General features: G+C 69.1%; 7 protein-coding genes. 6 read left to right on the top strand and 1 reads right to left on the bottom strand.

Annotated elements, in window-relative coordinates:
• The first annotated feature begins 12 nt into the window (after window positions 1–12).
• Complete coding sequence (locus tag WMF34_RS07090; RefSeq protein WP_437992815.1) at window positions 13–2,325, top strand: di-heme oxidoredictase family protein; 2,313 nt, start codon at window positions 13–15, stop codon at window positions 2,323–2,325.
• 112 nt (window positions 2,326–2,437) lie between these two features.
• Here the strand turns inward: WMF34_RS07090 and WMF34_RS07085 are convergent, their stop codons facing one another.
• Entirely contained in the window at window positions 2,438–3,223 is a 786-nt protein-coding gene (locus WMF34_RS07085) for an SDR family NAD(P)-dependent oxidoreductase (RefSeq protein ID WP_437992814.1), read from the bottom strand.
• A 1,021-nt stretch (window positions 3,224–4,244) separates the two neighbouring features.
• Between WMF34_RS07085 and WMF34_RS07080 the strand changes: the two genes are divergently transcribed.
• The 5 genes from WMF34_RS07080 (at window position 4,245) to WMF34_RS07060 (ending at window position 14,579) form a co-directional block, all read left to right on the top strand.
• Window positions 4,245–5,246 (top strand): Vgb family protein, encoded by a 1,002-nt coding sequence (locus WMF34_RS07080; RefSeq protein ID WP_437992813.1) that lies wholly within the window; start codon window positions 4,245–4,247, stop codon window positions 5,244–5,246.
• A 153-nt stretch (window positions 5,247–5,399) separates the two neighbouring features.
• Window positions 5,400–6,509, top strand: a complete 1,110-nt coding sequence (locus WMF34_RS07075) for a PstS family phosphate ABC transporter substrate-binding protein (protein ID WP_437992812.1) — start codon at window positions 5,400–5,402, stop codon at window positions 6,507–6,509.
• Window positions 6,510–7,003: 494 nt separating this feature from the next.
• Entirely contained in the window at window positions 7,004–9,991 is a 2,988-nt protein-coding gene (locus WMF34_RS07070; RefSeq protein ID WP_437992811.1) for a hypothetical protein, read from the top strand.
• Window positions 9,992–10,037: 46 nt separating this feature from the next.
• Window positions 10,038–12,005 (top strand): DUF4397 domain-containing protein, encoded by a 1,968-nt coding sequence (locus WMF34_RS07065; protein ID WP_437992810.1) that lies wholly within the window; start codon window positions 10,038–10,040, stop codon window positions 12,003–12,005.
• A gap of 144 nt (window positions 12,006–12,149) precedes the next feature.
• The gene (locus tag WMF34_RS07060; protein ID WP_437992809.1) at window positions 12,150–14,579 is read left to right on the top strand and encodes a lysyl oxidase family protein; all 2,430 of its coding nucleotides are present in this window, start codon (window positions 12,150–12,152) and stop codon (window positions 14,577–14,579) included.
• Window positions 14,580–14,650: the final 71 nt, after the last annotated feature.

Here is a 14,650-nt window from a genome sequence, read left to right as displayed (position 1 = left end):
TCACGTCGGTTGGTGTCCGGGGGTCTCCATGTCGCGCTCGGGCTGCTCGTGACCTGCACCGCAGAGCTCGGGTGCTCGAGCGACCCGTCGCCCGCGTCTCCCTCGCAGGGGTCGCCCTCGCCGGAGTCGCCCTCGCCGGGCGACGGGGGCGGTCCGGATGGCGCGCCGTCCTGCGAGGAGACGAGCGACGGGCCAGCGCTGCCGCAGGCGTTCGCGCTGAACTGCGGCGGGTGCCATAGCGCCCACGGCAAGCCGGCCGGCGGGTTCCCCGATCTGTTCGCCTTCGAGGGCACCCTGGAGGAGTTCACGGCGCAGGTGCGCACGGGGCGCACGGAGAACGCGCGCATGCCGGCCTTCGGCGAGCAGCAGATCGCGACGGCCGACATCGAGGCGATCTTCGCTTATTTCTCTGCGGGAGCGCCGCCCGCGCAGGCCTGCGACGGCGGTGAGGTCGATCCCGGCGAGTGCTCCGGCGTGGACGGCGAGATCTCCCCGCTGTTCCCCTCGGCGACGGCGGGCAAGCCGATCACCACGACGGCCGCCGATGGGACGATCACGCTCGAGGCCGCAGGGCGCGTGCGCGGGCGCCACGAGAAAGAGGAAGAGTTCAGCCCGTACCAGCCGCGCTATTTCGAGAACCGGAGCTACAAGTTCATCGTCGAGGACACGATCCCGGCGGGCGGAAGCACCGTCAAGTTCACCTGGCTCCCCAACGCCAACGCATCGAACAACCAGACCATCAATTTCCGCTGTTGGTACTCGGGCGAGGGCAACGTGTTCGACTCGAACAACGGCATGGAGCGCATCACGAGCACCCACTGGGAGTTCGTCGTCGATCGCAACGCCAGGGACAGCAGGGAGATCCGCGCGGGAGATCTGCTGGAGTTCGAGTTCGGGGTCTTCCTTGACGCGGGCACCGTCGAGGGGAGGACGAGCTATTACAGCGACACGTTCCGCTACCGCGTCGGCAGCGGCGAGCTGACGCCGTTCAACGAGCCGAACGACGCGGCCCTGTCGGGCGGCGACGGGACGATACCGTACATCTACGAGGAGCCTCATCTCTATTACGAGCAGATGGCGCTCAACATCCAGGAGAGCTCTATCCAGCCCTTCCTCGAGGGGCGCCGCCTGTTCCATACGGATTTTGCCACCGGCGAGCACAGCGAGGGCGGTAACCCCGTCTTCGACGAGCACGCCGGCAAGGCAGGGCCGCTCTCGAACCAGGCGGCGTGCGTGAGCTGCCATATCAACAACGGCCGCGGCGCCCCGCCCGAGCCCGGCGAGGCGATGGAGACCGCCGTCGTGAAGCTGTTCGGCGCAGGCGCGAACGCGGACGGCGGGCCCACCGCCGACCCGAGCTACGGCCGGCAGCTGCAGGACAAGGCGCAGGGCGGGGGCGAAAGCGAGGGTACGGCCACCGTGGCCTATACCGAGGAGCCCGGGCAGTTCCCCGATGGCACGCCGTACGTCCTGCGAAAGCCCACGTTCCGCTTCGACGGGCTCTCCGCAGGGCCGATCGCGAGCTACTCGGTCCGCGTCGCACGCCCGCTCGTGGGCATGGGCCTCCTCGAGGCGATCGCGGAGGACACGGTGCTCGAGCGCGCAGACGGGATGGACTGCAATCAGGACGGTATCTCGGGCCGTCCGAACCTGATCCCCGACCCGGTCTCGGGGGTGACGCGGATAGGGCGCTTCGGCTGGAAGGCGGGCAAGGTGAGCGTGCCCCACCAGGTCGCCGACGCGCTGGTGGCGGACATGGGCGTGACGACGAGCCTGTTCCCTGTCGAGGAGTGCGGCGAGGCGCAGGCGGGTTGTCAGGCCGGCACGCGCGGAGATCCCGAGCTCTCCGACGAGGATCTCGACAGGCTCGCCGTCTACATGCGCATGCTGGGCGTGCCGCCGCGCCGCGACACGGCGGACCCGGCCGTCCAGCGCGGAGAGGCGCTGTTCAGCCAGGCAGGGTGCGCGAGCTGCCATGTCCCCTCGATGAAGACGGGGAGCCGCCACCCGCTCGTCGAGCTGCGGGATCAGCTCATCCAGCCCTTCAGCGATCTGCTCCTGCACGACATGGGCGAAGCGCTCGCGGACACGTCGACGAGCGACCACCTCGCGGGGCCGCGCGAGTGGCGGACGCCGCCGCTGTGGGGCATCGGGCTGCTCGAGGCCGTGAACGGCCACACCCAGCTGCTGCACGACGGCCGCGCGCGAAACGTCGTCGAGGCGATCTTGTGGCACGGCGGCGAGGCGGACGCCGCGAAGCAGCGCTTCATGGCGCTCCCCGCGGGAGATCGCGACGCGGTGGTCGCCTTCCTGCGCTCGCTCTGAGCCCCCGCCTTGCGGAGCTCGGTCCGGGCGCCCCTCCCCGCCCCGCCTTCCTTCGGCTGGCTCGGGCGCTCGACCCGCTCGGCGTCCCCGGCGCAGGAGGGGCGCGCTCGGATCAGAACCCCGACCGGCGCGCCATCCGCCTCGAGAGCCAGCGCATGGGGCCAGGCGCCACGCGGGCGGCGAGGCTCGCGGTCTTCACGAACAGGCTCGTCTCCAGGACGTCGCGGCCCGCATCGACGGCGCGCACGATCATCTCGGCGACCTCGTCCGGGCTCTGCTTCTTGTGGCCGGGCGGGCGGTAGCCGACGTTGTCGTCGGTCACGACGGCGTTCGCGTGGAACGGGGTCTCGACCGGCCCCGGCCGCACCACGAGGACGCGCACGCCGCGCGACGAGAGCTCCGCGCGGAGCGACATCGCGAGCGCCTCCAGCGCGAACTTCGACGAGGCGTACGGGCCCATCCGCGGCGCGGCGACGAGCCCCGCGATCGAGGAGACCATGACGAGGGTGCCCTTCGTGGCCGCGAGGGGCTCGATCGCGAGCTGCGCGAGGCGCACGGGGGCGACGACGTTCAGCCGGTAGAGCGCCTCGAGCTCGGCGGGATCGATCTCGATCGACGGCGTGTAATAGCCGCGCCCGGCGTTGTTCACCAGCACATCGAGCCGGCCATACGCGCCGAGCGCCCGCTCGCAGAGCGCCTTGCGGTCCTCCTCGACGGTCACGTCGCCGGCCACCGCGAGGGCGTCGCCGCCCGCCGCGCGCACCTCCGAGGCGACCCCCTCGAGCGCGTCTCGCCCGCGCGCGCTCAGCACCACGCGCGCGCCGCGCTTCGCCCAGGAGAACGCGAGCGATCGACCGATTCCGCTGGATGCACCGGTGATGACGACGACGGGAGCCATGTCGGCGAGAGTACACGACATTCGGAGGGTAACGAGAAACTTGATGCCGCCGACCGCATGCCGCGCGGCCAGGGGCGGCCAGCCGGCGGCCGCGCTCCCTGACTCCCCGATCTCGGGCGCCGCTGCCTGAACGCGCGACGCCTGCTCTCGCGAGAGGAGCGGTATCGTGTGCTGGCGTTCTACCGTTCCGGCACAGGACCGTCGCAGAGCCGACAGCCGAATCGAACTCGCATCAGCTCGCCGCTCGAGGACAACAGGATCACGCCATCACAGGACACACGTCGGTAATACGTAACACAAACTTCGCGCATTTCGTCTTCGCGCCGAGTATAGTCCGCCCCACACGAAGCCGCCGGGGGGCACGGCTGCCATCTCCCCCGCATCGCGAGCTATGACGTGTGGGTCTCGATTGCATCGACGCGCCCGAACCGCGCAGATGCTTGAGCGTTCGAGCGCGTCACCAGTGCATTCTGACGCGGGGTGATCAGCGGAGGCAGGAGCGCGGCTCGTCCTCGCTTCCGTCGACAGGCAGCGCCGCGGCGGCAGCTCGCGATCGTGGGGTGACCCGAATGGGTCCGGTCATCGGCTCCATGCAGCCGTGGCCGTTCAACCAACCTGTTTGGCGTGTCCGGCCGGCGCGCGGTCTCGGCGTTGCGTTCTCATCGCGCGCCTGGCGCCGACACTCCATATACGTGCGGAACGTAATTTCCTCCGTGGCCATGTGGCTCGTTCTACGAGCAAACAGGTGCGAATCGACATAGGACGGAATCCGGTTCCGGGGAGGGGATGGGGGGAAGCACCGTGTGTGCACGCAGTTTGCCGACGCAGTTCAGAACGGGGCGCCGAGCGGGATCATGACGCACCGCTGACGAGCGTGAGCGCGAAGAGGCAGCGGTCGAGAGCGCGCGTAGCGCCGCTCTCGACGAGCAACGCCAGCGCGCGGCGCAGCCGCGGCATCCACAGATTCGTAACAGGAGATCTCGAGAGACGCTCTCAACCTCAAACCCTGATAGATAATAAAATGAAGAAGAAGTCGATTGTTGCCTTGTCGCTGATGGTCGGCGCCGCCCTCATGGCGCAGGCGGAGCACGCGAGCGCCGGGCATTGCCCGGCGGCGTCCGCGGGAGACATCACAGAGTACGCCATTCCTTCGGGCGCCACGCCGGGGGCCATGACCTTCGGCCCTGACGGACGCGTCTGGTTCACCGAGCCCACCGCCAAGAAGATTGCGGCCGCGGATTACAGCGGCAACGTGACCGAGTACCCGCTCGCGGCCAACGCGAACCCGCTCGCCATCACCCTCGGTCCGGATGGCCGGATCTGGTTCACCGATTCAGCGAGAAACCAGATCGGGGCGATCACGAAGCGCGGCGTCGTGACCGAGTACGCTATCCCGACGAGCAACTCGCTCCCGTCCGCGATAACGCTGGGGTTCGACGGGAATGTGTGGTTCACCGAGACCCTCCGCAACAAGGTCGGACGCATCACGCCGGCCGGGCAGATCACCGAGTTCGCGCTCCCGACCGTCAACAGCCAACCGCGCGGGATCGCGGCTGGAGTCGATGGCAACCTCTGGGTCGCGGAGTCGTTCGCGAACAAGATCGCGCGGATCAGCACGTCCGGGACCGTAACCGAGTACCCGCTGCCGCCCTCGTCCGTGACCCCCAATGCGATGACGCTCGGGCCCGACCTCCAAATCTGGTTCACCATGACGGGCAAGATCGCGAAGATCGATACCAGCGGGACCGTGACGGAGTTCGCGCTTCCTGCGCCGAACCGCTCCCCCTCGAACATCACCCTCGGGCTGGACGGCAATCTCTGGTACACGGATCAGTTCGCGAACAAGGTCGGACGCGTCACCACGAGCGGCGTCGTCACCGAGTTCGATCTCCCGCTCGCCAACTCTCGCCCGTTCGGAATCACGCTGCTCCCGGCGCTCCAGGGGTGCGGCCTCCTCGACATCTGGTTCACGGAGCGGCAGGGGAGTCGCCTCGGCAAGATCCGCACGGTGACCACTCACTGAGCGGCACGCGTCGCGAGAGATAGAGACTTGACCGCCTGCCGGCGAGCCCCTCGACGGCCAGGCGGCCTTCGCTGCGTTGTTGGCTTGATAGCTGGGCGCCGTGCACCGAGATGATCGAGGTGCACGGGAGCACCGTCACTCTGAACGATGGAGATGAACATGAACAAGATGGGTAAGTTGGTTCTTTCGGCGGTCTCGGTACTCGGCCTCGCGGCGTGCGCCGTGAGCAGCACGGACGAGGCCGTGGTCCTTGGCGAGTCGGAGCAGGCGCTGAACAACGGTCCGACCTTCTCCAATGGAATCTTCGGATCGGACACGCTGCACAACGTGATGACGCAGGCGATCACCGAGTCGGGGGTGCCCCTCACCTACCTCGGTACCGGGTCGGGCAATGGCGAGAAGTGCATGCGCGGCCAACCGGTGGTTTATGGCGGCAATACGTATTGCAACGGGAGCAAGGATCAGACGATCGCCCCGATGTCCCGGGCCCTGAACAGTCCCCAGGCCGGCGAGGCAAACCATTGCGTCGCGAAGGACGGCGTCGCTCTCTGGGTGGATTACCCCGAGACCGCTTCCAACGTGGCCCTCGCCAACGTGAAGGGCGGGTTTTGCGGCAACGGCACCGGCGACGCCACCACCTGCGGCAATTTCGACACGTGGGGCGAGTTCACCACGGGCGCGTCGAACTCCGGGAACACCATCAATTTTTATCGCCGCGACGACGCTTCGGGCACGACCGAAGTGTTCAAGGCCCTCGTTGGCTGCACCACCTTCTGCTCCGGCGTCAAGGCCGTCACCGACGACGCGCTCGCCGGGCCGCGGCTCACGACCGATCCGGCGGGAACGGTGGGGACCCCGCACTCGTCGTCGCTCGTGGCGTACGGGGGCACGCGGTCCTCGTCCACGCCCTGCCTGATCGCCGACACGGCCACCGAGTGCCTGGGCTGGATCGCCGCGCTCAAGGCCAATGTGGTCGCGTACGCCGGCCTCGCGGCGCACATTTCGGGCGAGAACCATTCGCTCAATGTCAACACCGTGGCACCGACCGAGAGCAATATCCGCTCGGGGTCGTACCCGTTGTCGCGCTTCCTGTATGTCAATGAGGGCAACGGAAGCCGCGACAGCCTCGAGGATGCCTTCCTGGACTGGGCCTTCAATACCGATGCCTTGAGGTTCGAGGAGATTCTGGAGGAGAACGACTTCATCGCGTGCACGGATCCGGACCTCGGGGGCCACCAGCCGCTCGACTGCTCCTGCCCCTGATTCATCTCCTCCTGTTGTCCTGACAGCTCGCCGGTCGCGGCGTGCTCGCGGAGCACCCCGCCGTGCGCCGGATTTCATGAGTTGAACGCGTCGCTCTTGCCGCCGGTTGGGGATCGCCGTGTGCCAGTAGCATCCCTGGTCGGCGAGCAGCGTTGCTCGGCTCGTCTTTGACGTCGTGCAGCCGCTCAATCACCTCACTCTCAGCCTGACCGGCGATAGCAAGCTCTCGGCCCACCGTCACTTTGAACGATGGAGATGACATGAACGAGATGGGCCAGTTGGTTCTTTCGGCGGCGCGTAAATCAATGAAAGCGCAATCATCTGCGTCGATGGGACCGCAATGGCGTCACGGGTCCGTGACAACCGGCATTCACGGTTGTTCCAGGAGCTCACCGGTGGCATTTCGGCCGCCGCGACTGTAGGGGGTTCGCCGCTGCGAGCCCGGGGAGTTGGCAGCGATGGGTCAAGGTCGGTGTTGGATGACGATGAGGTCGGTGGTGCTGCTGCTCGGGGTCGTGTCCCTGGCCGGGTACGGCTGCGGAGGTGACGACACCGGTGATCCCCCGGAGGGCACGAGCGGCGGCGGCGCTACCAGCGGCGGTACCGGCGGCAGCGGCGGGGTCGCGGGCGGCGGAGGCGGCGGCACCGGCGGTAGCGGCGGGGTCGCGGGCGGCGATAACAGCGGAGGCGGCGGCAGCGGCGGTGACGGGGGGGGCCCGCAACCGCGCCTGTGCACCCCGGTCCGATCGCACGAACCGATCCCTCAGCGCCACTCGGCGACGGTCGAAGATGCCCTCGATACCTTCAGCAACCTCTCGGGGGAGATCGAGATTCAATGTGGCAACTGCCACAAGGCCCCGGCAGAGCAAGGAGATTTCTCGTACACGGGCACCCCGGAGAACCTGTGCGATGCGCGCGGCAAGAGCGGCAAGACGCCCGTTGACGTCATGCTCAGCGGGGAGATGCCCTACAAGATCGGCGGGCAAGAGGCGCTCGGCCGGCGGGTGCAAGCGTGGATCGAGCAGGGGTGCCCCGCCGGCACGTACGTCCTCCCGAAGGGCGATATACACGTCGATCCCGACGTAGATTTCCTGACCCCGCGCGAGATCGGCGATGCGCTGACAGAGCTAGGGAGCTGCATCCCCGACGCCGAGATCGTCGGCCGAGACGAGGAGGTGGACGAGCGCTTCGCCGCGATGCGATCGTTCGAGGACCTCCCGGTCAAGCTGTCGGAGACCGATTTCGTCTCGCTGGACGCCGAGGTGCTCGCGCGCAGGGGGACGCTCGCCTACGCGCCGACCTACCCTCTCTGGTCGGACGACGCGGCGAAGCTGCGCTTCGTGCACCTCCCGGCGGGACAGGCCATCACGTACGACCCGGAGGCGAAGAGCCTCCGCGTCCCCCCCAACACCCGCCTCTACAAGACCTTCTTCAGGGCCGTGGTCGAGCCCGACGGCGTCACGCGATACCGCAAGATGGAGACGCGCCTCATCGTGACGCGCGAGCAGGCCGAGGACGCGATCTTCGGCACGTACGTGTGGAACGCGGAGGAGACGAGCGCGAAGCTCCTCGGGACCGGGCTTGATCCGGCGTCACCGGACAGCAGGGAGCTCTACCTGAACGGCGAGCCGTTCCCCGACTACGTCCGCCCTTACACGGCCGACGAGACCACCGGCGCACTGCAGAGCTACGCCGTGCCCGGCGCGACGCGATGCGTGGCGTGCCACTCGGGCTCGGAGAGCGAGAGCTTCGTCCTCGGCATCACGCCCTTCCAGCTCCACAAGCGACCCAAAGGGGAAGGCGGCGTCTACACGCCGGACGTGCTCGCCGATGAGCTCAATCAGCTCGAGCGTCTCCTCGCGTACGGCGTCGTGCGCGGCACGTCGGCGACCCTCACGCCCGACGCCTTCCCCAAGCTGGAGGAGTCTGCGCTGCCCCGCCGGCCGCGCAACGCCGACGAGCTGAACATGCAGGCTTACATGGCGGGCAACTGCGCCCATTGCCATAACCCGCGCGGCTATGCGGTGGCGAGCAAGGCGACGCTGCGAGGCCTGGACATGTCGCCTGGCGGAAGCGTCTTCGGGTTTCATATGGATACCATGGGCTCCGACGGGCTGTCCTACTTTCCTGCGATGCCCACACCCTTCGATGAGCTCGCCATCCAGAACTCCGTGCCCGGCGGGGGGATCTACCGTCGGATCGTCCTGCCCACGGGAGCGTGGACTCTCCGCGAATTCGGCCTGCCCGTGCCCAACGAGGAGTTGGGCTCATTCTTCAATCTCCACATGCCGATGCATACGGCGTCTGTGGACTGCCGCCTGCCGGTCCTCGTGGCGCGCTGGTGGGCGTCGGTGCCGCGCGATTACGAGCGCGGGGGACAGGAGGCGCCGGAGGATCCGGAGGCGATCGAGCTCGCCGTACGCGCGGCGGACGCCGCAGAGGCGCGCGCCCTTCACGACTGCGAGCAACATCGCGCCATCGGGTGGGTGCTCGAGGACACGACCGAGCGCTATCCCTATGTCCCGCGCAACATCGACTGGAAGACGAAGCTCGACGACTGGATCCGCGCGGAGGAGATGACGAGCGAGCACGAGGCGCTGGCGAAGAAGGTCTACGCTCAGGGGTTCTTCGTCCCACGCTGCGTGTTCCCGGGGGATGCGCCAGAGCCCGAGACAGTGGAGCAGTGGATGATCAATACGGGGACCGGGAGGCCGCGCCAGCCGTGGAGCGCGATCTACTGGGCCAACCCGGGGGAGCATATCTACGCCGGTGTCTGCGCGAACTGCCATGGGATTCATGGTGACGCCCAGACCGGCGCGGCCAGGGCGCTCCGCGCGACCTCTGGGGCGAGGGTGGCGAGCTTCGTGGACGGGCTCTTCGGCCCACGCTGGGCGCCCAACGAGAACCTCGCCACGTTCCATGGCCCCGACGCCGGGGAGGACGACCTCGGCCCCGACGGGGCGGCGAAGTACCTCGTCTGGATGGCGACCGGGGGGACCACCATCTCGTTCGGCCGTACCCCGGAGGAGGAAGGGACCTTCTTCAATGTCTTCGTGAACAATCGGATAGTGACCGCGGTGCCGATCCCGCTCGATCTGGAGACTGCGAAGGCCACCTTCAAGCGATCGAGGGCGAACATGCTCGGCGTCGCGCGCGCCGCCTGCGATGAGCTCCGCACCGATGCTCATCGATACGGAGCCCGCTATGACGCCGCGGCGGCGAGCGGAAATTGGAATAGCATCCTGAGCAATGCGGTGGCGCCGGAGTTCGGCGTGCCCATGTGGAGGGACGTGTGCACGCTCAGGAATCCTCTCACGGATGGGCTCCGCGCCGCGGACGCGAGCTCGCCGGAGGTCGATGCATGGCTCCGGAGAGCTGTCTTCAACGCCGGCGTGATGGCCTACATCTACATGCGTGACGAGCTGACAAGGGGAGTCATCGCGGTTCCGCGTGACGCCTGCGAGCTGAAGTTCCCGAGGTAATGAATCGTTCTGGCGCGTGCGACGCGCTACACGGAGATGTGTTACGATGAAGATGCGTCAACGATGGCTGATCATGGTGGGTGCGCTGGCCGGGCTTTCGATCTTCACGAGCGCTTGCGGGGACGACGATACCTCATCACAGTCGGGGCAAGGCGGAGGTGGAACCACGAGCGCCGGCGCCAGCACGTCGTCGGGCGGTAGCTCTGACGGCGCCGGCGGTACGGGCGGTGCTGGCAGCACGGGCGGCGCCGGCGATACGGGCGGTGCTGGCGGCGCTGGCGGTGCTGGCGGCGGCACGGGCGGCGGCGGCACGGGCGGCGGCGACGCGGGTGGCGCCAGCGGCACGGGCGGCGGCGGTGACACGGGCGGCGGCGAGGCGGGCGGCGCCAGCGGCACGGGCGGCCGCGAGGCAGGTGGCACGGGCGGCAGCGGCGGCGCTGGTAGCGCCGGCGCCACGGGCGGCGGCGGCGACGCGGGCGGCGGCGGCGACGCGGGTGGCGCCGGCGACGCGGGTGGCGCCGGCGGCGGCGATCCGGAGGAGTGTGGCCTGCCGCCGGACACCGACCCTGAACCCAAGGTCCGGTTCATCAACGCCCTTTTGCCAAATCGCGTGAACACCCCGGTAGGGGCCGGCGATCCGCCTGCGCTCCGCCTCTACGTGAACGGGGCGTCGGTACCCGACATCGAGGCAGTGTCGCCCAGCAGGGTCGCCGCGTCGGTCACGAAGTACGCCAAAGTGACGGCGGGCGCGATCACCTTCTCGGCACGGAGCGATGATGGAACCGGTGGCGCAGGCGATGCGCTCACGATCTCGGCGGATCCGCTGACGGTCGCCCCTGGGGCGCGCTACACGATCGTGGCCATCGGGATCCTGGGCACGACGTCCACCACCAGTAAGCCGCGGCTTCTCATCGAAGAAGAGAAGTTCACGACGCCTTCATGCAGCGAGGTCGCCTTGCGCTTCGTGAACGCCGACTCCAACTTGTGGAATCCGAAATCGTTCTACATCGACCGGAGCGCCACGGCCGCCGCGGCCCTCGACTGGTTCACCGCCAGCGCTCCAGAAGGCCTGCTCGTGCCCCTGTCGACCCGGTCGATCACGGTCACCGCGTCGAGGTCCTTCGGTCCGACGGGTCAGGCGCCGTTCTCGCTCGCCGCGGCGTCGCTCATCGGCGGGCGATCGTACTTCGTCGTCGAGACCGGGGAGCCGACCCGCGTCGCCAACGACGCGCGCGCACACGGCCTGCTCGTCGTCCCGGCGGGGGACGACTCGCCTGCCGTCTTCGTCAGGCGGGATCCGCTCGTCTACCTCTTCCATGCGTCGCCGCCGCCCACGCCATCGTCCCTCGTGGTGTATTCGGGCACGGAGAGGATCGCCATCAACCTGAAGTATGCGCAGGTGCCGACGTACACCGATCTGCTGCCGGGGGAGTCGACGCTCTCGCTCGTCGCGCCCGGTACCGGCGAGGGAGGCGCGGGTGACACCGTGGTGGTCGACGGTCAGCGGACGGGCTCACTGGACCCCGGCACGATCTACCTGGGAGGCCTGCTCGGCACCACCGGAGAGACGGGCGATAAGGCGCTGCAGCTCAAGCTGTGGAGGGTGCAGCCGGACCTGACCGGGACGTTCACCACCCCTCGCGTCCTGTTGATCAACGCCTCGGCCACAGCGCCCTCGGTGGATCTCGGCTACTGGTCGGTCAACGCAGACGGGACCCGAGGCGACACCTTCACACCCGTGCACACCGACGTCGCGTACGCGTCAGCGAGCGCCACTACCGGCGTCGATTTCGTGCCGCCGCGCGCCGCCGACCAGCAATGGTTAGGAGTTCGACCGGCCGGATCCGCCGACGCCATCCGGAGCGTTGCGAGAACCCTGCCAACGAACTGGTATGCCGCTGTCCTCCTGGGAGACTGGAGCTCATCCGACCCAGCGAGCGCCGCGCAGCTCATGTTCGTGAGAGGCTTCGGCATCGCCCCCGCGTCCATTCCGGTGACGTTACCGAGCCCCTGACCGGTCGAAATCCTGCGCCCCCCGCTCGACCGTACTGATTCTCCCCGCGCCCCCTTACGATACGCAGCTTGCCTGCCGGCCTGCCGGAGCGGCACACGCCTTCCGGCCCGCGCGGCTCGTCTGCTACTGCTGACCAGGGTGCACATGAAGAACGTCGTCGAAGCGCTGTTGATGGGGTCATGGCTCCTGGCGGCCGCCGCATGCGGCGATGACGGGCCGACCGAGCCGCCCTCGAGCGCGGCAGGTGGCGGCAGCTCAGGAGACGGCGGGAGCGGCGGCGGCGGTCCGTCCGGAGGCATCCGTTGCCCCGGCTCGGACATCGTGTGTCCCGGGGGCGCGCGGTGTCAGATCGACGCCGAGGGCAAGCCGTCGGGCTGCGCCGCCGCGTGCGACGAGGCGCGCGCCTGCGGCGACGCGGCGTGCTGCAGCCCCGGCGCCGCGTGCGTGCGCGGCGGCTGCGAGGGGGCGGACCTCGTGCTCGGGCCCCCGGAGCGAGGAGAGCCCGTCACGTTCGCCACGGTCCGCGTGGACGAGGACGCGTGCGAGCTGCTGCATGGGTGCTTCGGCGCGAGCGGCCGGCGGGCGCTCATGCGCTTCCACGTCTCGCTCGAGAACGCCGGCGACGTTCCGCTCGATCTCGGCGTGCCCTCGGAGAGCGACGTCTTCGAGCCGAACTTCTGCGAGGACAGCTACGTCGTCCCGCGCTTCTTCCGCGCGCGCCTCCGCCAGGGCGGCGCGGTGGTCGCCGAGGCCGAGCTCGACGGGCGCTGCGTCGCGATGCCAGGCGGCCAGTACGGCTGCGATGCGCAGGGCCTCGGCCCGGGAGAGCACGTGGAGCAGCCCGGCACCTTGGCGTGCAACGCCCTCGACGTGACCGGCGTCCCGGCCGGGCTCTACGAGATCGAGATCACCGTGAACCCGAACAGGACCCTCGCCGAGGCGCGCTTCGACAACAACACGATCGTCCTCCCGGTCGATTACCCCGCCTGCGACGGCGCGATCTGCGGCGGCGCGTGCTGTCCCAGCGGCCACGCGTGCGAGGCCGGCGTCTGCATCGTGCCCGACCTGCGCCCGGACAGGCAGCGCATCGTCGACACGATCCGGTTCTCGTACCAGACGTTCCCCAGAGACGCCTGCGAGCTCATGGAAAGGTGCGTCGGAGGCCCCGGCCGGCGGCATCTCCTCGAGTTCGAGGGGCGCGTCGAGAACGCAGGGCCCGGCCACCTCGACCCCGGCCCCGAGTTCAACAGCCCGCTCTTCGAGTATGCGCAGTGCCACCAGCACTTCCACTTCCTGGACTTCACCGATTACCGGCTGGTGGACGCGGAGGGCGAGGTCGTCTCCCTGGGGCACAAGCAGGCGTTTTGCCTCGTCGACATGGAGCCCCTCGACCCTTCGTCCCCCGCGCCGCGCGGCTACCCGACCTCGGGAGGCATGGGGTGCAACTTCCTGAGCGCGGGGTGGGCCGACACCTACGACGTCGGGACGCCGTGCCAGTGGGTCGACGTGACGGACGTGCCCGAGGGGGACTACACCCTCCGCGTCACCGTCAACCCGGTCGGCGCGATCGCCGAGCAAGCGATCGAGAACAACGTGGTCGAGGTGCCCGTCCACGTCCCGGCGTTCGCGCCCTGCGAGCCCGAGCCGGAGATCTGCGGGGACGCGGTGGACCAGGACTGCGATGGGCTCCCCGACGACGGCTGCGAGGGCGAGGGGTGCGCCTCCCCGGTGCCCGAGGTGTGCGGCAACGCGGTCGACGAGAACTGCAACGGCGTCGCGGACGACGGCTGCGCGCCGATCCCGGGCGCCGACAGCTGCGAGACGCCGGGGGAGCTGGCGGGCTCGATGGATTACGCGGCGGAGATCACGGCCGGGAACACCTCCGGCGTCGCGCTGCCGTGCGGCGGCGGCGGCGGCGGCGGCGAGGTGTTCTTCCGGTTCACGCTCCCGTCCGACGAGGTCGTGTACCTCGGCACCCTGGCGTCGGACGTCGACACGGCGCTCGCGGTGCTCGAGGGCGACGGGTGCGGCGGTCCCCCCATCGGCTGCGCGGCCAGCAGCTGCGGCGACGCCGCGCCGGGCGCGCACTTCGCGGCCAGGCTCCGGGCCGGGACCTACACGGTCGTGGTCAAGGCCGCGCATCCCGAGGCGCTCGGCACGGTCCGCCTCAGGTTCCAGCGCGCGTCGTGCCTCGGCGAGAGGGCCGGAGTCATCTCCGGCAGCGGACTCATCAGCGGCGACACCACCGGGGCTCCGATCCCTCCCAGCTCCCTGTGCGGCGCGAGCAGCCCTGAGCAGACGTTCTATGTCCCGGTCTGCCCGGGGATGTCCACCGTGGTGTCCTCGTGCGGCCTGACCGACTTCCCGATGACGATCAAGACCGCGGACGACGCATGCAATCCCATCAACATCGAGTGCTTCGGCCCGCTCAGCGCATGCGCGGGCGAGAGGGAGGGCGTGAACTCCCGGATTTACGGGGCACGACCTGGAGGGAGCCTCGGCGCCATCACCGTGAAGGGGCGTACTCCGGTGGATTTCGGGCCGTACCAGCTCTTCGTCGCGCCATTCCAGTGACAGGAGCGCAGCGCCGAGCGTGAACCGCGCTGCGCCGCGCCTCCCTTTCCACGAGCGAAGTTTGCGCTCGA

The organism is Sorangium sp. So ce145 (genome assembly GCF_051525985.1).
Taxonomy (GTDB): Bacteria; Myxococcota_A; Polyangia; order Polyangiales; family Polyangiaceae; genus Sorangium; species Sorangium cellulosum_B.
This window is presented reverse-complemented; position numbering and strand designations above follow the sequence as displayed.